The following is a 19,309-nucleotide window of genomic DNA, read 5'->3' on the forward strand; positions in this document are numbered from 1 at the left end:
GCCTGCCTGCCCCATGCAATTCGAACTCCTGAAAACCGATGGCGCCGCCCGGCGCGGCACCCTGACCCTGGCCCACGGCGTGGTGCAGACCCCCGTGTTCATGCCGGTGGGCACCTATGGCACGGTCAAGGCCATGACTCCCGCAATGCTCCAGGACATCGGCGCCCAGATCTGCCTGGGCAACACCTTCCACCTCTGGCTGCGGCCGGGGCTGGAGGTGATCCGCCAGTTCGGCGGCCTGCACGGCTTCATGGGCTGGGACAAGCCCATCCTCACGGACTCCGGCGGTTTCCAGGTGTTCTCCCTGGGGGCCATGCGCAAGATCACCGAGGAGGGGGTGAAGTTCTCCTCCCCCGTGGATGGGGCCAAGCTGTTCCTGACCCCCGAGGGCTCCATGGACATCCAGCACGCCCTGAACTCCGACATCGTCATGATCTTTGACGAATGCACGCCCTATCCGGCCACCCTGGATCAGGCGGCCAAGTCCATGCGCCTGTCCCTGCGCTGGGCCCGCCGCTCCAAGGACCAGCACGAGCGCCTGGGCAATCTGAATGCCCTGTTCGGCATCGTTCAGGGGGGCATGCACGAGGCCCTGCGGGATGAATCCCTGGCCGGGCTCAACGACATCGATTTCGACGGCATGGCCATCGGCGGCCTGTCGGTGGGCGAGCCCAAGGAGGACATGGCGCGCATCCTGGCCCACACGGCGCCGCGCCTGCCCATCCACAAGCCCCGTTACCTGATGGGGGTGGGCACGCCGGAGGATCTGGTCCATGCGGTGGGCGAGGGCATCGACATGTTCGACTGCGTCATGCCCACCCGCAACGCCAGGAACGGCCACCTGTTCACCCGCTACGGCGACGTGAAGATCAAGAACGCCACCTACAAGCAGGACACCCGCCCCCTGGATGAAAGCTGCGACTGCTATGCCTGCCGCAACTTCAGTCGGGCCTATCTGCACCACCTGTTCCGGGCCGGGGAAATCCTGGGCTCCATGCTCAACACCGTGCACAACCTGCGTTACTACCAGAATCTGATGGCGGAGATGCGCACCGCCATCGAGGCCGATGGCTTTGCCACCTTCGTCAGTAAATTCCGCAAGGACCGTCAACGAGGCGTGCTGTGAAGGGGTGTTAGAATCCCGGCCTTCAAGAAATTTCGTTTAGGAGTACCCATCCATGATTAGCATTGCCCACGCCCAGGACGCGGCTGCCGCCGCCGCCCAGCAACCCGGCTTCATGCAGTTCCTGCCCCTGATCCTGATGTTCGTGGTCATCTGGTTCCTGATGATCCGTCCCCAGATGAAGCGCGCCAAGGAGCACAAGGCCCTGGTCGAAGGCCTGCAGAAGGGCGACGAAGTGGTGACCCAGGGCGGCGTGGCCGGCCGTGTCACCAAGGTGGGCGAGGCCTACATCAGTGTCGAAGTCGCCGAAGGCACGGAAATGCTGGTGCAGCGTACCGCCGTCATGATCGTGCTGCCCAAGGGCACCCTGAAGTCCGCCCTCTGATGCTCCGAACCTAAGCACGGGAATCCCTCCAGGGGATGGTGGCGCAGGCCCCATCCCCTTTTCCCGTTTTGTCGTTTCTGGATCTTCTTCCCAGGTTTCCCATGAATCGCTATCCCCTCTGGAAATACATCACGGTGGCCGTGGCCCTGTTGATCGGTTTCGTCTATACCCTGCCCAACTTCTTTGGCGAGGCGCCGGCCGTGCAGGTTTCCTCCAACCGGGCCACCCTCAAGGTGGATGCCGGCGTCCTGCCCCGCGTCGAGGCCATCCTGCAGGAAGCCCAGGTGGCTCCGGACGGGATTTTCGTGGAGTCCAACGGCATCAAGGTGCGCCTGAAGGATACGGACACCCAGCTGAAGGCCAAGGATGCCCTGGAGAAGGCCTTCAATCCCGATCCGGCCAATGCCGATTACGTGGTGGCCCTGAATCTGCTCACCGCTTCGCCCAAGTGGCTCACCGACATGGGCGCCCTGCCCATGTACCTGGGCCTGGACCTGCGCGGCGGGGTGCACTTCCTGCTGCAGGTGGACATGCCCGGGGCCCAGCAAAAGCGCCTGGATTCCATCGGCGCCGACCTGCGTACCCTGCTGCGCGACAAGAACCTGCGTCATGCGGGCATCAACCGGGACGGGGAGCGCATCCTCATCAACTTCCGCGATGGGCAAACCCGGGATCAGGCCCGGATCGTCATCGACAAGGACCTGGCCGAGCTCAACCTGGTGGAGCAAGGCAGCGGCGACAACCTGCGCCTGGTGGCGACCCTGAAGCCCGAATCCCTGGTGAAGCTGCGCGAATACGCGATCAAGCAGAACATCAACACCCTGCATAACCGGATCAACGAACTGGGAGTGGCCGAGCCGGTGATCGCCCAGCAAGGGGCGGACCGGATCGTGGTGCAGCTGCCCGGTGTCCAGGACACGGCCAAGGCCAAGGACATCCTGGGCCGCACCGCCACCCTGGAAATCCGTATGGTGGACGAGACCCCGGGCGCCCTGGAAGGGGCCCTGGCCGGCCAGGTGCCCTTCGGCACCGAGCTCTACAACGAGCGGGGCGGCGCGCCGGTTCTGGTGAAGAAGCAGGTGGTCCTGACTGGTGAGCGCCTTACCGATGCCCAGGCCGGTTTCGACAGCCAGAACAATGAGCCCGCCGTGCATCTGACCCTGGACTCCGCCGGTGCCCGCATCTTCCGGGATGTGACCCGGGACAACGTGGGCAAGCGCATGGCCATCCTGCTGATCGAGAAGGGCAAGGGTGAGGTGGTGACGGCCCCGGTGATCCGCACCGAGATCGGCGGCGGCCGGGTGCAGATTTCCGGCCGCATGACCACGAGCGAAGCCAACGACACGGCCCTGCTGCTGCGTGCCGGTTCCCTGGCGGCGCCCATGGAGATCATCGAGGAACGCACCATCGGCCCCTCCCTGGGGGCGGAGAGCATCAAGCGGGGCTTCGATTCCACCCTCTGGGGCTTCGTCGCCATTGCCGTGTTCATGATCATCTACTACCAGGTGTTCGGCATGGTTTCGGTGGTCGCCCTGGCTTCCAACCTGCTCCTGCTGGTGGCCCTGCTGTCCCTGCTCCAGGCCACTCTGACCCTGCCCGGCATCGCCGCCATTGCCCTCACCCTGGGCATGGCCATCGACGCCAACGTGCTGATCAACGAGCGGGTGCGGGAAGAGCTGCGCAACGGCATGCCGCCCCAGGCGGCGATCACGGCCGGCTATGAGCGGGCCTTCGATACCATCCTGGACTCCAACATCACCACCCTGATTGCCGGCCTGGCCCTGCTGATCTTCGGCTCCGGCCCCGTGCGCGGCTTTGCCGTGGTGCACTGCCTGGGCATCCTCACCTCCATCTTCTCGGCGGTGGTGATCTCCCGCTCCCTGGTGAACCTGATTTACGGGCGCCAGAAGAAACTGACCAAGGTCTCCATCGGCCAGGTCTGGAAACCCGAAGCCGATACGACCAAGTAAGGGAAAGCATCATGGAACTGTTCCGCATCAAAAAAGACATTCCCTTCATGCGCCATGCGCTGGTGTTCAACATCATCTCGCTGGTCACCTTCCTGCTGGCCGTGTTCTTCCTGGCCACCCGGGGCCTGCATCTGTCGGTGGAATTCACCGGCGGCACCCTGGTGGAAGTGCAGTACGAGCAGACCGCCGACCTGGAAAAGGTCCGTGCCGCCCTGGGCAAGGCCGGTTATTCCGACTTCGCCGTGCAGAACTTCGGTTCTTCCCGGGATGTGCTGATCCGCATGCCCCTGAAGAACAGCGAGGGCCAGGCTGCGGCCGAACAGGGCACGGCCCGCCAGGGCGAACAGGTGATGGCGGCCCTGGAGGCTGAGGCCCCGGGGGCCCAGCTGCGCCGGGTGGAGTTCGTCGGTCCCCAGGTGGGCAAGGAGCTGGCCGAGAACGGCGCCATGGCCCTGATGCTGGTGATCGTCGGCATCATGGTTTATCTGGCCTTCCGTTTCGAGTGGCGCTTCTCGGTTTCCGCCATCATCGCCAACCTCCACGACGTGATCATCATCCTGGGCTTCTTCGCCTTCTTCCAGTGGGAGTTTTCCCTGTCCGTGCTGGCGGCGGTGCTGGCCGTGCTGGGTTACTCGGTTAATGAGTCGGTGGTGGTTTTCGACCGGGTCCGGGAAACCTTCAAGAAGGTGCGCGGCATGAACACGCCCCAGGTCCTGGACCACGCCATCACCAGCACCATTTCCCGCACCGTGATCACCCACGGCTCCACCCAGATCATGGTGCTCTCCATGCTGCTGTTCGGGGGCGAGACCCTGCATTACTTCTCCATGGCGCTCACCATCGGCATCTGCTTCGGCATCTACTCTTCGGTGCTGGTGGCTTCGCCCCTGGTGATGTGGCTGGGGGTCTCCCGGGAGCAGTTCGTCAAGCCGCCCAAGGCCAAGGACCCCAATGTCACCGAGGACGGTGCCTGCGTCTGATCCCGGCTGGGGCGGCCCCGGCCGCCCCGCCCGTTGCAATGTTTAGCGCGCGTCCAGCATGGCCCCTGGCCCAGGGGACGCGAGCAGAGAGTCCTTGATGTTTGAGTTCATCAATTCCCTGAACGGCTGGGTGTTGTTCAGCCTGATCACGGCGGTGCTGTTCGTGCTGGCCTTCGAGTTCATCAACGGCTTCCACGACACCGCCAACGCGGTGGCCACGGTCATCTATACCAAGGCCATGCCTCCCTACCTGGCCGTATTCTGTTCCGGCGTCTTCAATTTTCTGGGGGTGCTGCTGGGCGGGGTCGGGGTGGCCTACGCCATCGTGCATCTGCTGCCGGTGGAACTCCTGATCGACGTGGATACCGGGCGCGGACTGGCCATGGTGTTTTCCCTGCTGGCGGCGGCCATCGCCTGGAATCTGGGCACCTGGTACTTCGGCATTCCCGCTTCCAGTTCCCATACCCTGATCGGCTCCATTCTCGGGGTGGGGCTGGCCAATGCCCTGATCACCGAGACTTCGGTGGCCGAGGGGATCAACTGGCAGAAGGCCATCGACATCGCCATTTCCCTGGTGCTTTCGCCGATGGCGGGCTTCCTGGTGGCGGCCCTGCTGCTCCTGGCCCTGAAATGGTGGCGTCCCGCCTCGTCCATGCATGTGACTCCGGACCTGCGCAAGCAGGGGGTGGGCAAGAAGCATCCGCCGTTCTGGAACCGCATGGTGCTGGTGGTTTCCGCCATGGCGGTGAGCTTCGTGCACGGCTCCAATGACGGGCAGAAGGGGATAGGCCTGATCATGCTGGTGCTGATCGGGATCGTCCCCACCCAGTTCGTGCTCAACCTCAACAGCACCGCCTACGAGATCAGCCGGACCCGGGATGCGGCCCTGCACCTGCAGGAGTTCTACGGGCGCAACGCCGACACCCTGGCCGAGTACCTGGCCCTGGGCAAATCCAATGGCACGGATCTGCCGGCCCGCTTCCGCTGCGATCCCACCCAGACGGAACTGACCATCGCGGCCCTGCTGCGCAGCCTGGAACAGGTGCATCGCTATGAGGACCTGGAGCCCCGGGCCCGGGTGGATGTGCGCCGTTACCTGCTCTGCCTGGACGACACGGCGCGCAAGGTGAGCAAGCTCGATACCCTGCCGGCGGCGGAAAAGCGCGATCTGCTGAAACTGCGCAAGGACATCACGGCCACCACTGAATACGCGCCCTTCTGGGTCATTCTCGCCATCGCCCTGGCCCTGGGCGTGGGCACCATGATCGGCTGGCGGCGCGTGGTGCTGACCGTGGGGGAGAAGATCGGCAAGCAGGGCATGACCTACGCCCAGGGCATGAGCGCCCAGGTCACGGCGGCCATGGCCATCGGCATGGCCAACATCTTCAGCCTGCCCGTGTCCACCACCCACGTGCTGTCTTCCGGGGTAGCCGGGACCATGGTGGCCAACCGCAGCGGGCTCCAAGGCAGCACCGTGCACAACATCCTGCTGGCCTGGGTGCTGACCCTGCCCATTTCCATGGGGCTGGCGGCGGGCATCTACTGGGCCGCTTCCCGGCTGCTGGTGGCTTCCTGAGCCAGTTTGTTACCGGGTTTTGCTGCCTGCCTCCGCCGGCATGACTTGCGGGTATGCTGGCGCCCTGTTGCCGCGCCGTACCGTCTGGCGCGGCAGGATTTAGGAGAATGAGCATGCAGAGCATCAAGTTGTGGGATCTGCCCACCCGTCTGTTCCACTGGCTGCTGGTGGCCGCCATGGTGGCCCTGTTCGTGAGCGGCAAGGTGGGGGGGAATGCCATCGAGTGGCACGGCCGCATCGGCATCTTCGTGGTGGGCCTGATCGTGTTCCGCCTGGTCTGGGGTTTCGTGGGTTCCACCTATGCCCGTTTCGGTTATTTCTTTCCTCGCCCCGCCGCCATCGGCGCTTACCTGAAAGGCCAGTGGCACGGCCTGGGGCACAATCCCCTGGGGGCCCTGTCGGTATTTGCCCTGCTGGGGGTGGTGGGCCTGCAGGCGGTGCTGGGGCTGTTTGCCAATGACGACATCGCTTTCCGGGGTCCCCTCTACAACCTGATCGACAGCGATCTGTCCGGCCGCCTGACCGGCCTGCACCATCTGCTCGCCAACCTGCTGATGCTCCTGGCGCTGCTCCACGTGGGGGCCGTCCTGTTCTACACCCATGTGAAGAAGGACAACCTGCTGCGCCCCATGCTCACCGGTCGCAAGGAAGTGGAGCAGGGGCGGGGGGAATCGGCCCGGGGCGGCGGCCCCCTGGCCCTGATCCTGGCCCTGGCCCTGGCGGCCCTGTCCATGTGGGGTGCCCTGGGCAGCTGGGTCCCGGCGCCGCCGCCCCCTCCCGCCGCCGTGGAAACCCCAGCCTGGTAAGAGGCTGCGTCCCTGAACTCCCGGGCTGCCCAAGCCCGGGATTGTTGCAAAAGCGACAAGGGTGAATATCTTCATCTTGTTGATTTGAATGTGGTTTTCTCCTGGCATCCTGTTTGCTGTAGAGGCAGGCGAGTGTGCCAACAAGGAGAAAACATGCCCAAGCCGAAAAAACACGTTCTGGTCTGCGTCCAGGGCCGCCCTCCCGGCCATCCCCGGGGTTCCTGCCAGGAGCGGGGCTGCAACGCGGTGTACCAGACCTTTTCCGACGAATTCCAGAAGCGCAACCTCTGGGCGTCCGGTTACCTGCTCACCAACACCGGCTGTCTGGGTCCCTGCCACATGGGGCCGACGGTGATCGTCTATCCGGAAGGCACCATGTACACCGGGGTCAAGCCCGAGGACGTGGCCACCCTGATCGACGAGGACCTGATGTTCGACCAGCCCGTGGAGCGCCTGCTGGCGCCCGCCGAAGTCTGGAGCTGATCATGGGCGAAGCCAGATACTTCAACATCGGCGACGTGGTCTATGCCCGGGAATCCCTCTACAACGACGGCGGCGTTCCCGACGTGGCCGAAGATGCCCTGCTGGTGCAGGAGGGCTGTCGGGGGGTGGTGGTCAACATCGGCTTCCTGGAAGCCGACGAGGACCAGGAAATCTTCCTGGTCCGCTTCGAGGGCGAAGGGGGCATCCTGGGCGGGCCGGTGGGCTGCCTGCCCGAGGAGCTGACCCAGGACGAAGCCCTGGCGGCGGCCTGAGCCATGGCCGGCATCGGCATCTACTTCGGCACCGATACCGGCCGTACCCGCCTGCTGGCCAAGCAGATGGCCCGCAAGCTGGGTTCCCGGGCCGCGCCCCCGGTCAACGTGGCCAGGGCCGAGCCCGGAGACCTGCTCCAGCACGACTTCCTGATCCTGGGTACGCCCACCCTGGGGGACGGGATGCTGCCCGGACGTTCCACGGGGCTCAGCGCCGACAGTTGGGAGGAATTCCTGCCCCGCCTGGCCGGCCTGGATTTCCGGGGGCGCCAGGTGGCCCTGTACGGGCTGGGAGATCAGCTCAAGTACCCGGACAACTTCGTGGATGCCCTGGAGGATCTGTACCAGGCCTTCAGCGCCCTGGGGGCGACCCTGGTGGGCAGCTGGCCGGCCACGGAGTACAGCTTTGCCGCCTCCCGGGCGGTGCATGAGGGCCATTTCCGGGGCCTGGCCCTGGATCAGCACAACCAGGGACTGCAGACCGAAGCCCGGATCGATGCCTGGCTGGCCGCCCTGGAGCCCCTGCTGCCGCAAGGCTGAGGCGGCCGTGAGCATCAACCTTTGGGCCCTGCCCAAGATCAATCCCCTGAAACAGCTGTTGCTGGCCCTGCATGAGCGCCTGGGCCCCGGCGCCTTCGCCCTGCTGGAGCAGAAGGATGGCCCCCGGGCCCTGACCCTGTGCCACCCGGAACAACCCGGGTTGCAGGCCTACATCCATGTCCATGGCCAGGAAGCCCGGCATTTCGGCCTGCACCTGGAATATCCCGCCCAGGACGGCCTGCCCCCGGCGGTCGAAATCCACGAGGGCCTGAGCCGGCAGCAGATGCTGGAAGCCCTGGAAATCCACTTCGCTCCCCTGCCGGAGACAGTGGCCTAGGCAGGCCGTGCAGCGCTTGTTAGGAAGCCCGGGCCCAGGCCCGGGCCAGTTGCAGGCGTGCTTCGGCTGCCTGTTCGATCTGGGCGGCGCGGCCTTCCAGGAAGCCCAGGAAGGATTGGGCCAGGGGGGTGAGGCGTTTGCCGGCCGGGTAGACCACCTGCCAGAAGGTGGGGATGGGCGTGTTGTCCACGGCCAGCACCGCCAGTTCGTCCGTTTGGGCGCCCAGGGCGTGGGCCGACAGGACCGAGATGCCCAGTCCCCCCGCCACCGCCTGTTTCACCGCCTCGTTGCTGCCCAGTTCCAGGCGGGGCTGCAGGGCCAGACCCTGGGCCGCGAAAAAGGCCTCTGCCGCCTGGCGGGTGCCGGAGCCGGCTTCCCGCAGCACGAATTCCTCCGCTGCCAGCTCGGCGGCCTGCACCCGGGGGCGCCGGGCCAGGGGGTGGTCGGCGGGGGCGATCACCACCAGGGGATTGCGCAGGAAGCGGTGCTGGGCCAGGGCCTGGTCGGCGGGCGGCTTGCTCATGATGTAGAGGTCGTCCCGGTTGTCGGCCAGCCGTTCCACCACCGCCTGGCGGTTCAGTACCGCCAGGGACACCTGGATTGCCGGACGGGCCCGGCGGAAGTCCCCCAGTAGCCGCGGAATGAAGGTCTCCGCCGTGCTCACCACCGCCAGCCGCAGGCGTCCGCCCGTATCGCCGCGCAGTTCCGCCAGCAGTTCCTCCAGTTCATCCAGCTCCCGTTCCAGCCGGGCGGCCGAGCCTGCCAGGGCCTCTCCGGCCGGGGTCAGGTGTAGCTGCCGGCCTATCACTTCGTACAGGGGCAGTCCCACCTGGTCCGCCAGCTGGCGCAGCTGGGCCGACAGGGTGGGCTGGGCCAGGTGCAGACGCTGGGCGGCCCGGGAGATGCCCCCTTCCCGGGCCACGGCAAGGAGCAGGCGGAGCTGGTGCAGGGTGATGCGCATATAGGTTTATGTCTATGGGTGTGTGAAAAATTTACTATTTTTATAGATGGTTTGGAAAGGGGAAAATGGCGCCCGTAGATCAAACCGTGGCCCCCGGGCCACCCTGGAGAGTTCCATGCCCGATGCCGTCCCCTTCTTTTTCGCCCTGGGCGCCCTGGCCCATCTGTGCCGCAGCGGCCTGCGCCTGCCCGCGCCCCTGTACGAGACCCTGTCCATCTACCTGCTCCTGGCCATCGGCCTGAAAGGGGGCGTGGAGATCGCCGCTTCTTCCCATCCGGCCCTGTGGCGCGATGCCCTGGGGGCCATCCTGCTGGGGGCGCTGATCCCCCTGCTGGTGTTTCCCTTGTTCCGCTGGCGTTTTTCCCGGCCCGATGCGGCCTCCCTGGCGGCCCATTTCGGCTCGGTGAGCATCGTCACCTTCGCCGTGGCCAGCGCCGTCCTGCACCAGCGGGGCGTCGAGTTTGAAGGACACTTGGTGCTACTGGCGGCCCTGATGGAGGCCCCTGCCCTGATTGTCGCCACCCTGCTGGCTCGTCTGGGCGGCGCGGAAAAGCCGGACTGGGGCCGGCTGCTGCACGAGGTGCTGGCCAACAAGAGCGTGCTCCTGCTCCTGGGGGGCATTGCCATCGGCTGGGCTGCCGGGCCCCAGGGGGCGGCGCCCCTGGCGCCCCTGTTCGTGGATCTGTTCAAGGGGGCCCTTTGCCTGTTCCTGCTGGAAATGGGGCTGGTGGCCGCCAGCCAGCTGCCGGAACTGAAGAAGAGTGGCCGCTTCCTGCTGGGCTGCGGGCTGGTGCTGCCGCCCCTGCTGGCCCTGGCCGGTCTGGCCCTGGCTAGGTTCCTGGATCTCTCCCTGGGGGGCAGCGTGCTGCTCATGGTGCTGGCCTCCAGCGCCTCCTACATTGCCGCGCCGACGGCCATGCGCCTGGCCGTGCCCGAGGCCAATCCGGCCCTGGGGGTCACGGCGGCCCTGGCCATCGTCTTCCCCTTCAACCTGCTTCTGGGGATTCCCCTCTACATCTGGTTGGCCGGGGCCCTGTGAGGCGCCGCCGGGGGCTCCCGGCCTGCCAGTTGGCCGGGGGAGGCTTGTTCTCCGGGCGCCTGTGCGGCACTGTTACAATTTTGGCTGCACTACCTGGCGGGAGAGTCTGTCTTGAAAATCGGTTTTATCGGTCTGGGCATCATGGGCCGGCCCATGGCCCTCAATCTGCTCAAGGGGGGCCACGCGCTCACGGTCTGGACCCGGCGGCCTGAATCTGCCCTGCCCCTGACCGAGGCGGGAGCCCAGGTGGCGGCTAGTCCGGCGGATCTAGCGGCCCGGGTGGAGCTGGTGATTTCCATGGTGGCCGATGCCCCCGATGTGCGCCAGATCATGCTCGGCGACCAGGGGGTGGCCCAGGGCGCAGCCTCCGGCCTGGTGGCCGTGGACATGAGCACCATTGCCCCGGCGGCGGCCCGGCGCCTGGGGCTAGAGCTGGCGGCCCGGGGTGTGGATTTCCTCGATGCGCCGGTATCCGGCGGTGAGGCTGGCGCCGTGGCCGGCACCCTGTCCATCATGGTGGGTGGCAGTGAAGCCGGCTTTGCCCGGGCCCTGCCGGCCCTGCTCTATCTGGGCCGCAACGTGGTGCATGTGGGCGAGAGCGGCGCGGGTCAGGTGGCCAAGGCCGCCAACCAGGTGGTCACCGGCATGGGGGTGCTGGCGGTGGCCGAGGCCTTCAACTTTGCCCGCTGTGCCGGGGTCGATCCGGCCAGGGTGCGGGAGGCCCTGCTCGGCGGCTTTGCCTATTCGAAGATTCTCGAAAATCACGGGCAGCGCATGTTGGACCGGGATTTCCAGCCGGGCTTCAAGGCCTGGATGCATCAGAAGGACATGAACATCGTCATGGAAACGGCTTTCAGCCTGGGGCTGGCCCTGCCCGGGGCGGCGGCCACGGCGCAGATGTTCAATGCCATGAGCGGCAGTGGCCTGGGGGAGGAGGATTCGGTGGCCGTGATCAAGCTCCTGGAACAGCTGTCCGGTTCCTGAGATGAGCGGCAGCAGACCCTGGCTGAACCGGCTGCGCCAACTGGCGGGCCTGATGGCGGCCCTGGCCCTGGTGGCGATCTGGCTCCTGGTGGCCTTCGAGCAGCAGCAGATCCGGGCAACCCGGGAAGCAGCCCTGGGCCAGCGGGCCGAGAGCATGGCCCGGATTTATGGGGAGGTGGTGCGGGGCCAGTTGCGGGAACTGGACACCGCCATGCTGCTCCTGCGGGAGCAGGTGGCCGGGGACGATATGGCGGATTTTGCCCGCACGGTGGCCCTGTTGCGCCGGGGGCCCCTGGCCGAACTGGCGGTGCAGATCGCCGTCATCGGGCCTGACGGAATGCTGCGTTACTCCAACCTGGGGCAACCGGCCCAGCCGGTGAATCTGGCGGACCGCCCCCACTTCCGGGCGCACCTGGGGCAGGGGGAAGACCGGCTCTACATCGGGGCGCCGCTCCTGGGGCGGGTGTCCCAGCAGTGGACAGTGCAGGTGTCGCGCCGCATCCAGGATGCCCGGGGCCGGTTTGCCGGGGTGCTGGTGCTGTCGGTGCCGCCCCGGGTGCTGGCCCAGGTCGGGAAGGAGCTGGAGCTGGGGCCCGACCACGTGCTCACCCTGTTGAAGCCGGATCTGACCGTGGTCAGCCGCTATCCCCAGGTGGATGCCTACCTGGGCACCCGTCTGCCGGAGACCGTGCGGCCCTATGTGGCGCCGCCGTTCCGGGCCCACCTGCGCCCCAGCACCCTGGACCACAAGGAGCGCATGATTGCCTACGTACCTCTGCCGGAGCTGGAGTTGCTGGCCGGGGTTTCCCTGTCCCTGGAAGGCAGCCGTGCGGCCATTGCCGCCGAAAGCCGCTACTGGTGGTACCTGGGGGGCTCCCTGAGCCTGCTGGTGCTGGTGTCGCTCACCGGTTTCCTGCGCTACGTGGGCCAGAAGGAACGCTCCGAGCGCCAGTTGCGCCAGGAACGGGAACGCCTGGAAACCACCCTGGCCCTGGCCAGGTTCGGCAGCTGGGAATATGACCTGACGAATGGCAGCAGCCAGTGGTCGGCCTCGGCCTACGAGGTGTTCGGTTTTCCCGCCGCGGCGCCGCCCCCGGATCTGGAGGGTTTCCTCGCCTGCGTCCATCCCGATGACCGGGCCCGGGTGCGGCATGGCCTGGCCCGCTGCCAGGATGAGGGAGAGCCCTTCGAAGTGGAGTTCCGCATCCTTGCCCCGGCCAGCCAGGGGGAGAAGATCCTGTTCGTGCGGGGCTACCGGGCCCAGGAAAGTGAAGGTCCGCCCCTGCGCCTGACGGGGGTGGTGGTGGACGTGAGCGACTCCCGCCGTCTGGCGGAATCCCTGCGTCAGGCGGAAAAGCGCTGGCAATGGGCGGTCACTGCCTCCCGGGACGGGGTCTGGGATGTGCATGCCCGGGCCCACACGGCCTGGTATTCGCCGCGCTGGAGGGCCATGCTCGGCTATGGCCCCGAGGAACTGCCGGATACCTGGGGGGCCTGGCTGCAGCTCCTGCATCCCGATGACCGGGGCCGGGTGGAAGCCAGCCAGAAGGCCTTCCTGGCCGGGGAGCTGCCCTATTTCGAGGCGGAGTTCCGCCTGCGCACCCGGGACGGGGGCTGGCGCTGGATACTTTCCCGGGGGCAGGCGGTGGAGTGGGACGAGCAGGGGCTGCCCTGCCGCTTCATGGGCACCCACACGGACATCAGCGAACGCAAGGCCACGGAACTGGCCCTGGCGCGGGAGCGCCAGCGCCTGGCCGAGGCCCAGGCCGTGGCGCAGATGGGCAGCTGGGAATGGAATGTGGTGAGCGGCGAGCTCTGGTGGTCCAGCGAAACCTACCGCATCTTCGGCCTGCGCCAGGGGGAGCTGGAGCCCAGCTACGAAACCTTCCTCGGGCGCATCCACCCGGAGGACCGGGAGCGGGTCCAGGCGGCCCTGAGCAGCAGCCTGGAGCAGCGCACCCCCTACCTGGTGGAGCACCGGGTGCTGCGGCCCGACGGCAGCGAGCGCATCGTCCAGGAACGGGGGGTGCTCCAGTGGGACGAGGCTGGCAAGCCCCAGAGCATGCTGGGCACGACCCAGGACATCACCGCCCGCAAGCGGGGCGAGGAGGCCATGGCGGAAAGCGAGGCCCGCTACCGTTCCCTGGTGACGGCCATGGCCGAGGGGGTGGTGGTCCAGGACGCCCGGGGCCGCATCACCTTCTGCAACGACGCCGCCTGCGACCAGCTGGGGCTGAGCCGGGAGCAGATGCTGGGGCTGGAATCCGTGGATCCCCGCTGGCAGACCGTCAGGGAAAACGGGGAGCCCCTGCCGGGCAACGAACATCCGGCCATGCTGGCCCTGCACAGCGGCCAGGCCGTGGACCGCATGGTGATGGGGGTGCGCCGGGCCGACGGGGAGCGGGTCTGGCTCACCGTCAATGCCCGGCCCCTGCTGGTGGAGGGGGAACGGGTTCCGCACGGGGTGGTGACCACCTTTGCCGACATCACCGGCGCCAAGGTGGCCCAGCTCAACAGCCAGCTGGCCGAAGCCGTGGTCAATTGCACCACCCAGCCCATCGTGGTGACGGACGGGGAGGGCTTCATCATCCAGGCCAACCCGGCTTTCTGCATCCTGTGCGGTTACGAGATGCAGGAAATCGTCGGGCGTCCGGTGGGCGGAGTCATGAATTCCGGCCACCAGAAGCCGGATTTCTATGCCGGCCTGTGGCAACGGCTGCGCCAGGAAGGCAACTGGGAAGGGGAGGTATGGAACCGGCGCCGCACCGGCGAAGTGGTGCCCCAGTGGCTCTCCATCACCGCCATCCGCAGCCAGGGGGGCCAGGTGGAGCGTTACGTGGGCATCTACATGGACATCACCGAGCACAAGCGGCGGGAAGAAAGCATGTGGCGGGCGGCCAACTACGACCCCTTGACCGGCCTGCCCAACCGCCTGCTGTTCCAGGACCGGCTCCAGTCCGGGCTAGCCCGGGCCCGGCGCCTGGGGACCCGGCTCGGCGTGCTGTTCCTGGACCTGGACCATTTCAAGGCGATCAACGACAGCCATGGACATAGGGCCGGGGACCTGGTGCTCCAGGGGGTGGCCCGGCGCATGGCCGCCTGCGTGCGCGAGGACGACACCCTGGCCCGGATCGCCGGGGATGAATTCATGGGCCTGCTGCAGAACCTCCAGTCCCCGGAGCAGGTGGAGGCCATTGCCGCGAAGCTGCTGGAAGCGGCGGAAGGTCCGGTGGACCTGGGCGGCGGGGAAATGGTCCGGGTCTCCTGCAGCATCGGCTACGCGGTCTTCCCCGATGACGACCCGGACGGAGGGGCGCTGGTGGAGCTGGCGGATCAGGCCATGTATCGTGTCAAGGAAGGCGGGCGCCGTGGCGTGGCCCGGCATCGCAACAGTGGAGAGGAACAGCAATGAAGGTGGGATTCATCGGTCTGGGGGTGATGGGCTTGCCCATGGCCCGGCATCTGGTGGCGGCGGGGCACGAACTGCAGGTCTGGGCCCGGCGCCGGGAATCCCTGGCGCCCCTGGCCGACCTGCCCCTGCAGGTGGCGGAAACGCCCCGGGCCCTGGCGGCCTCGGTGGAGGTGGTGTTCACCATGGTCACCGCCGATGCCGACGTGGCGGAACTGGTGCGCGGCGCCGAGGGCCTGCTGGCCGGCATCCGCCCCGGCGGCGTGCACGTGGACATGAGCACCATCAGCCCCGGCTCGGCCCGGCTGCTGGCCGCCTCCTACCGGGAGCAGGGGGCTGACTTTCTCGATGCCCCGGTTTCCGGCGGCGCCCAGGGGGCCGAGGCGGCCACCCTGGCGATCATGGTCGGCGGCGCCGCATCCACCCTGGAGCGGGTGCGGCCCCTGCTCGGCTGTCTGGGCCAGCGCATCGTCCATGTGGGCGAGAGCGGCGCCGGCCAGGTGGCCAAGGCCTGCAACCAGATGATCATGGTGTCGGCCATCGAGGCGGTGGCCGAGGCCCTGCATCTGGCCGCTGCCGCCGGCGCCGATCCGGCCCGGGTCAGCCAGGCCCTGGCCGGAGGGTCGGCGGGCAGCCGGGTGCTGGACGTCATGGGGGCCCGCATGGTGCAGCGGGAGTTCGCCGCCGGTATCGAAGCCCGGCTGCACCACAAGGACTTCGGCATCCTGCTGCGGGAAGCCTTTCAACTGGGGGTGCCCCTGCCCCTGGCCGCCCAGGTGGGACAGCAGCTGAACGCCCTGATGGGGCAGGGCTGGGGCCGGGAAGATACGGCTTCCCTGCTGCGGGTGCTGGAACTGGGCAGCGCCGGATGAAGACCGGCACCGGCCTGTCGCCGCAACTGCGGGCGCTGCTCCAGGGCTATGCCGGTCCGGCCTACGTGCTGGACCAGGAGGGGCGCTGCCTGCTGGCCAACGGCCGGATGCTGGAGATTTATGGGCTCCAGGCCGGGGACATGGAAGGCCGGCGGCGGGAGGAGTTCATGCCGGCGGATCAGGCCCGCGCCCACCGGGATAACGAGCTGCGGGTGACCCAGGCGGCCCGGCCCGTGGACCTGGAGGAAACCCTGGGGGCCCGCTCCGGGCAGCGCCGCCTGTTCCGCTCCCGCAAGATTCCCCTGCGCGACCCGGAGGAGCGGATTTTTGCCGTGGCCACCCTCTGTACCGACCTCAGCGGCGAACACCAGGCCCTGGAAGCCGTGCGCCGGCTCAGCCAGGAGCTGCTGCAGGTCCAGGAAACCGAGCGGGCTGCCCTGTCCCGGGAGCTCCATGACGAGCTGGGGCAGGGGCTCACCGCCCTCAAGTTCAAGCTGGCCAGCCTGCGGCGGCAGGCCCAAGGGCCGGGCGAGCCCGCCCTGGGCCAGGCCATGGACATGGTGGATGCCCTGGTGGACCAGGTACGCGGCCTGGCCCGGCGCCTGCACCCAGCCGTGCTGGACGATCTGGGACTGGCAGCGGCGGTGCGCTGGCTGCTGGGGAGCTACCAGGGGGAGGCAGGGCAGGGCGGGCTGCAGGTGAGCCTGACCGAGAACCTGGGGGATGAGCGCCTGAGCCCGGAGCTGGAGCTGGCCTGCTTCCGGGTGGTCCAGGAGAGTCTGTGCAACATCCGCCGCCATGCGGGGGCCAGCCATGGGGTGGTGCTGCTGTTTCGCAGCGCCGACCGCCTGCACGTGGTGATCGAGGATGATGGCCGAGGTTTCGACCTGGCTGATTTCCGGCGCGATGGGCCGGGATTCCCGGGCGGGCTGGGCTTGCGCGGCATCCGGGAGCGGGTGGCGGCCCTGGGGGGCGAGCTGGGCCTGCGCAGCGATCCGGGCCTGGGGACCCAGGTGCGGGTGGTGTTTCCGGTCGGAGCGACGCTGACATGAGCTGGGGCATCGTCCTGGCGGATGACCACAAGCTGGTGCGGGCTGGCATCATCGCCCTGCTCGAGGAGGTGGCGGATTTCCGGGTGCTCGGGGAAGCCGATGACGGGGATCAGGTTCTGCCCCTGTGCCGCAGCCTGCGTCCCGATGTGCTGCTGCTGGATCTGGCCATGCCGGGGCGCTCGGGCCTGCAGGTTCTGGAGGACCTGCAGGATCTGGAGCCTCCCCGGCCCCGGGTGCTGATGCTCTCCATGCATGCCAGCGAGGCCCATGTGCAGCGCTGTCTGCGCCAGGGGGCTGTCGGTTACGTGTTGAAGAATGCCGCGCCGGAAGAGCTGGAGCTGGCCATCCGCCAGGTGCTCCAGGGGCAGCTCTGGTGGCCCCCGGCCGTGCCGGCGCCGACGGTTCTGCCCGAGCCCAGCCCCGCCGTCCGGGCTGCCGCCCTGGGGCTGGCGGAGCTCACGCCGCGCCAGCTGGAGGTGTTGAAGCTGCTGGCCGACGGCCTGAACACCAAGGAGGTGGCGCGGCAGCTGGGCATCAGTCCCAAGACCGTGGAAACCTACCGGGCCCAGCTGATGCAGCGCCTGGGGGTCCAGGACCTGGTGGGGCTGGTGCGCTTCGCCCTGTTCAACGGCATTTCCAGCTATCCCTGAGTTTTCCTGCTGGCTCTCGGCGTCCATCAGGGTTTTCCTGATAGGCCATCCCCTGGTTTTTCGTTAGGCTTTCCCTGTCTAAAGTCATAGTCCGCTCTGGGGCCTCAGCCGTCCGGCACAGGTTCCCGAGTGGAAACAACAGGGAGAGGCATCATGGGCTTGGAACAATTGACGGTGGGAATGCGCCTGCGGGTGTTCACGGGGTTCGTGCTGCTGGGACTGCTGATCCTGAGTGCCCTGTCCCTCTACGGCTTGCGCGACAACATGCTGGAGGACAGGCACGAGAAGACCCGCTCCCTGGTCCAGGCGCTGGGAGGCATGCTCAACGGGCTGGAGCAGCAGGTCCAGGCCGGCAGCCTGACCCGGGAGCAGGCCCAGTCCCTGGCCCGGGCCATGCTGCGCACCAGCCGCTACGAGGAACAGGAGTACTTCTTCGCCCTGGACCGGGACCTGCGCTACCTGGTGATGCCGGTGGCGCCGGAAAAGGAAGGGGAATCAGCGGAGCAGGTGCGCGACCCGGAAGGCAAGTTCCTGTTCCAGGAAATCCGCAAGGCGGCCCTGGCCGATCCCAAGGGGGGCTTTGTGGACTACTTCTGGCCCCGGCCCGGCAACAGCAAGCCCTTGGCCAAGATTTCCTACGTGGCCCAGTTCGAGGCCTGGGGCTGGATCTACGGTACCGGCATCTATCTGGATGACGTGGATGTGGCCTTCCGGGAGCAGGGCCTGCTCCTGGGCGGGGTGGTGCTGCTGCTGCTGGCGGCCATGGCCGGAATTTCCCTGGTCATCAGCCGCAGCATCCTGGGGCAGCTGGGGGGAGAGCCCGCCTACGCGGCTCAGGTGGTGAGCCGCATCGCCCAGGGGGATCTGACCCAGGAGGTGCGCACCGATCCCTCCAACCGGACCAGCCTGCTGCACGCCATGGGGCAGATGCAGGCCCGGCTGGCGGAAATCTTCGCCCAGATCAACGGCATGGCCGGTCAGCTCTCCAGCAGCGCCGAGCAGGTGTCTACGGCCGCCCGGGAAACCAGCACTGCCTCCCACGAGCAGGCCCAGTCCACCTCGGCCACGGCAGCCTCCATCGAGCAGATGACCGTGAGCATCAACGAGGTTTCCCAGATTGCCAGCCAGACCGAGAGCAACTCCGAGGCCACGGCCAGCCAGGCCGAGCAGGGCGCCCGGCTGGTGGGGGATGCGGGCGACGCCATGGGCCGTATCTCCACCACCGTGGCGGCCTCCTCCGGGCAGATCCAGCTCCTGATGCAGAAGTCCGTGGAGATCGGCGGCATAGCCAACGTGATCCGGGAAATCGCCGACCAGACCAACCTGCTGGCCCTCAATGCCGCCATCGAGGCGGCCCGGGCCGGTGAGCAGGGGCGCGGTTTTGCCGTGGTGGCCGATGAGGTCCGGAAACTGGCCGAGCGTACCACCCAGGCCACCCGGGAGATCAGCGACATGATTGCCGCCATCCAGCATGAGACCCAGTCGGCGGTGGAAGCCATGGAAACCACCATGCCCCAGGTGCACCGGGGCCTGGAGCTCTCTGAGACGGCCCGGCGCATGCTCGAATCCATTCATTCCCAGGCCACCCAGTCCCTGGCCCGGGTCAAGGATGTGGCCCTGGCCACCCGGGAGCAGGCCACCGCCGCCAACGACATTGCCCGCCATGTGGAACATATCGCCAGCATGTCGGAGGAAACCAACGCCACCATGAAAAACAATGCCTTGGCGGCCGAGGAACTGGAACAGCTGGCCGTGGAGCTGGGAAGACTGGTAGCCTATTTCAAAGTCCGCTGAGCCCGTGTTGCGTATTTATGACATGTGAAAATCAGCTGCTTGGGAGATAAACCACAGAGTTTCGCGAAAAAACCAC

The 19,309-nt window shown here is 67.3% G+C and carries 18 protein-coding genes; 17 read left to right on the top strand and 1 reads right to left on the bottom strand.

The features are described from left to right. Positions 1-13 precede the first annotated feature (13 nt). From tgt to G474_RS0113910, 10 genes are all read left to right on the top strand, one after another. Positions 14-1,126 (top strand): tRNA guanosine(34) transglycosylase Tgt, encoded by a 1,113-nt coding sequence (tgt, locus tag G474_RS0113865; RefSeq protein ID WP_026687509.1) that lies wholly within the window; start codon positions 14-16, stop codon positions 1,124-1,126. 52 nt (positions 1,127-1,178) lie between these two features. Next, the gene (yajC, locus tag G474_RS0113870; RefSeq protein ID WP_026687510.1) at positions 1,179-1,508 is read left to right on the top strand and encodes a preprotein translocase subunit YajC; all 330 of its coding nucleotides are present in this window, start codon (positions 1,179-1,181) and stop codon (positions 1,506-1,508) included. Positions 1,509-1,609: 101 nt separating this feature from the next. After that, the gene (gene secD / locus G474_RS0113875; protein ID WP_026687511.1) at positions 1,610-3,478 is read left to right on the top strand and encodes a protein translocase subunit SecD; all 1,869 of its coding nucleotides are present in this window, start codon (positions 1,610-1,612) and stop codon (positions 3,476-3,478) included. A gap of 11 nt (positions 3,479-3,489) precedes the next feature. Further along, entirely contained in the window at positions 3,490-4,458 is a 969-nt protein-coding gene (secF, locus tag G474_RS0113880) for a protein translocase subunit SecF (RefSeq protein WP_026687512.1), read from the top strand. Between the two features lie 97 nt (positions 4,459-4,555). Continuing rightward, complete coding sequence (locus G474_RS0113885; RefSeq protein ID WP_026687513.1) at positions 4,556-6,034, top strand: inorganic phosphate transporter; 1,479 nt, start codon at positions 4,556-4,558, stop codon at positions 6,032-6,034. Between the two features lie 107 nt (positions 6,035-6,141). After that, a complete protein-coding gene (locus G474_RS0113890; RefSeq protein WP_026687514.1) occupies positions 6,142-6,840 on the top strand; it encodes a cytochrome b/b6 domain-containing protein in 699 nt (232 codons plus the stop codon). A gap of 153 nt (positions 6,841-6,993) precedes the next feature. After that, positions 6,994-7,323 (top strand): (2Fe-2S) ferredoxin domain-containing protein, encoded by a 330-nt coding sequence (locus G474_RS0113895; protein ID WP_026687515.1) that lies wholly within the window; start codon positions 6,994-6,996, stop codon positions 7,321-7,323. Between the two features lie 2 nt (positions 7,324-7,325). Then, on the top strand, positions 7,326-7,595 hold the full coding sequence (locus G474_RS0113900) for a nitrogen fixation protein NifZ (RefSeq protein ID WP_026687516.1): 270 nt from the start codon (positions 7,326-7,328) through the stop codon (positions 7,593-7,595). A gap of 3 nt (positions 7,596-7,598) precedes the next feature. Continuing rightward, complete coding sequence (locus tag G474_RS0113905; protein WP_026687517.1) at positions 7,599-8,135, top strand: flavodoxin; 537 nt, start codon at positions 7,599-7,601, stop codon at positions 8,133-8,135. Positions 8,136-8,142: 7 nt separating this feature from the next. Further along, positions 8,143-8,472, top strand: a complete 330-nt coding sequence (locus G474_RS0113910; RefSeq protein WP_026687518.1) for a hypothetical protein — start codon at positions 8,143-8,145, stop codon at positions 8,470-8,472. 19 nt (positions 8,473-8,491) lie between these two features. On the opposite strand, the gene G474_RS0113915 is transcribed toward G474_RS0113910, so the two are convergent. Beyond that, entirely contained in the window at positions 8,492-9,433 is a 942-nt protein-coding gene (locus tag G474_RS0113915; RefSeq protein WP_026687519.1) for a LysR family transcriptional regulator, read from the bottom strand. A gap of 115 nt (positions 9,434-9,548) precedes the next feature. Here G474_RS0113915 and G474_RS0113920 point away from each other — a divergent pair, with 115 nt between their 5' ends. From G474_RS0113920 to G474_RS0113955, 7 genes are all read left to right on the top strand, one after another. After that, on the top strand, positions 9,549-10,472 hold the full coding sequence (locus G474_RS0113920; RefSeq protein ID WP_026687520.1) for a sodium-dependent bicarbonate transport family permease: 924 nt from the start codon (positions 9,549-9,551) through the stop codon (positions 10,470-10,472). A gap of 111 nt (positions 10,473-10,583) precedes the next feature. Then, positions 10,584-11,456, top strand: coding sequence for an NAD(P)-dependent oxidoreductase (locus tag G474_RS0113930; protein WP_026687521.1), 873 nt, complete (start codon positions 10,584-10,586; stop codon positions 11,454-11,456). Position 11,457: 1 nt separating this feature from the next. Next, complete coding sequence (locus G474_RS22165; RefSeq protein WP_051282291.1) at positions 11,458-14,868, top strand: sensor domain-containing diguanylate cyclase; 3,411 nt, start codon at positions 11,458-11,460, stop codon at positions 14,866-14,868. Then, complete coding sequence (locus G474_RS0113940; RefSeq protein WP_026687522.1) at positions 14,865-15,737, top strand: NAD(P)-dependent oxidoreductase; 873 nt, start codon at positions 14,865-14,867, stop codon at positions 15,735-15,737. The genes G474_RS22165 and G474_RS0113940 overlap by 4 nt, the downstream gene beginning before the upstream one ends. Continuing rightward, on the top strand, positions 15,734-16,789 hold the full coding sequence (locus G474_RS22170) for a sensor histidine kinase (protein ID WP_051282292.1): 1,056 nt from the start codon (positions 15,734-15,736) through the stop codon (positions 16,787-16,789). The genes G474_RS0113940 and G474_RS22170 overlap by 4 nt, the downstream gene beginning before the upstream one ends. Next, positions 16,786-17,439 (top strand): response regulator transcription factor, encoded by a 654-nt coding sequence (locus G474_RS0113950; protein ID WP_026687523.1) that lies wholly within the window; start codon positions 16,786-16,788, stop codon positions 17,437-17,439. The genes G474_RS22170 and G474_RS0113950 overlap by 4 nt, the downstream gene beginning before the upstream one ends. A 153-nt stretch (positions 17,440-17,592) precedes the next feature. Continuing rightward, positions 17,593-19,233: a methyl-accepting chemotaxis protein gene (locus tag G474_RS0113955; protein WP_026687524.1), complete on the top strand. Its 1,641-nt coding sequence runs from the start codon at positions 17,593-17,595 to the stop codon at positions 19,231-19,233. The last annotated feature ends 76 nt before the right edge of the window (positions 19,234-19,309 follow it).

Source organism: Azovibrio restrictus DSM 23866 (assembly GCF_000429665.1).
GTDB lineage: Bacteria > Pseudomonadota > Gammaproteobacteria > Burkholderiales > Rhodocyclaceae > Azovibrio > Azovibrio restrictus.

What these genes read in the sequence shown, in the direction of transcription:
- G474_RS0113890 (WP_026687514.1), top strand. Translation starts at nt 6,142, where the DNA reads ATGAGCATGCAGAGCATCAAGTTGTGGGATCTGCCCACCCGTCTGTTC.
- G474_RS0113955 (WP_026687524.1), top strand. Translation starts at nt 17,593, where the DNA reads ATGGGCTTGGAACAATTGACGGTGGGAATGCGCCTGCGGGTGTTCACG.
- G474_RS22165 (WP_051282291.1), top strand. Translation starts at nt 11,458, where the DNA reads ATGAGCGGCAGCAGACCCTGGCTGAACCGGCTGCGCCAACTGGCGGGC.
- G474_RS22170 (WP_051282292.1), top strand. Translation starts at nt 15,734, where the DNA reads ATGAAGACCGGCACCGGCCTGTCGCCGCAACTGCGGGCGCTGCTCCAG.
- G474_RS0113900 (WP_026687516.1), top strand. Translation starts at nt 7,326, where the DNA reads ATGGGCGAAGCCAGATACTTCAACATCGGCGACGTGGTCTATGCCCGG.
- secD (WP_026687511.1), top strand. Translation starts at nt 1,610, where the DNA reads ATGAATCGCTATCCCCTCTGGAAATACATCACGGTGGCCGTGGCCCTG.
- secF (WP_026687512.1), top strand. Translation starts at nt 3,490, where the DNA reads ATGGAACTGTTCCGCATCAAAAAAGACATTCCCTTCATGCGCCATGCG.
- G474_RS0113950 (WP_026687523.1), top strand. Translation starts at nt 16,786, where the DNA reads ATGAGCTGGGGCATCGTCCTGGCGGATGACCACAAGCTGGTGCGGGCT.
- G474_RS0113885 (WP_026687513.1), top strand. Translation starts at nt 4,556, where the DNA reads ATGTTTGAGTTCATCAATTCCCTGAACGGCTGGGTGTTGTTCAGCCTG.
- tgt (WP_026687509.1), top strand. Translation starts at nt 14, where the DNA reads ATGCAATTCGAACTCCTGAAAACCGATGGCGCCGCCCGGCGCGGCACC.
- G474_RS0113940 (WP_026687522.1), top strand. Translation starts at nt 14,865, where the DNA reads ATGAAGGTGGGATTCATCGGTCTGGGGGTGATGGGCTTGCCCATGGCC.
- G474_RS0113895 (WP_026687515.1), top strand. Translation starts at nt 6,994, where the DNA reads ATGCCCAAGCCGAAAAAACACGTTCTGGTCTGCGTCCAGGGCCGCCCT.
- G474_RS0113920 (WP_026687520.1), top strand. Translation starts at nt 9,549, where the DNA reads ATGCCCGATGCCGTCCCCTTCTTTTTCGCCCTGGGCGCCCTGGCCCAT.
- G474_RS0113915 (WP_026687519.1), bottom strand. Translation starts at nt 9,433, where the DNA reads ATGCGCATCACCCTGCACCAGCTCCGCCTGCTCCTTGCCGTGGCCCGG.
- yajC (WP_026687510.1), top strand. Translation starts at nt 1,179, where the DNA reads ATGATTAGCATTGCCCACGCCCAGGACGCGGCTGCCGCCGCCGCCCAG.
- G474_RS0113905 (WP_026687517.1), top strand. Translation starts at nt 7,599, where the DNA reads ATGGCCGGCATCGGCATCTACTTCGGCACCGATACCGGCCGTACCCGC.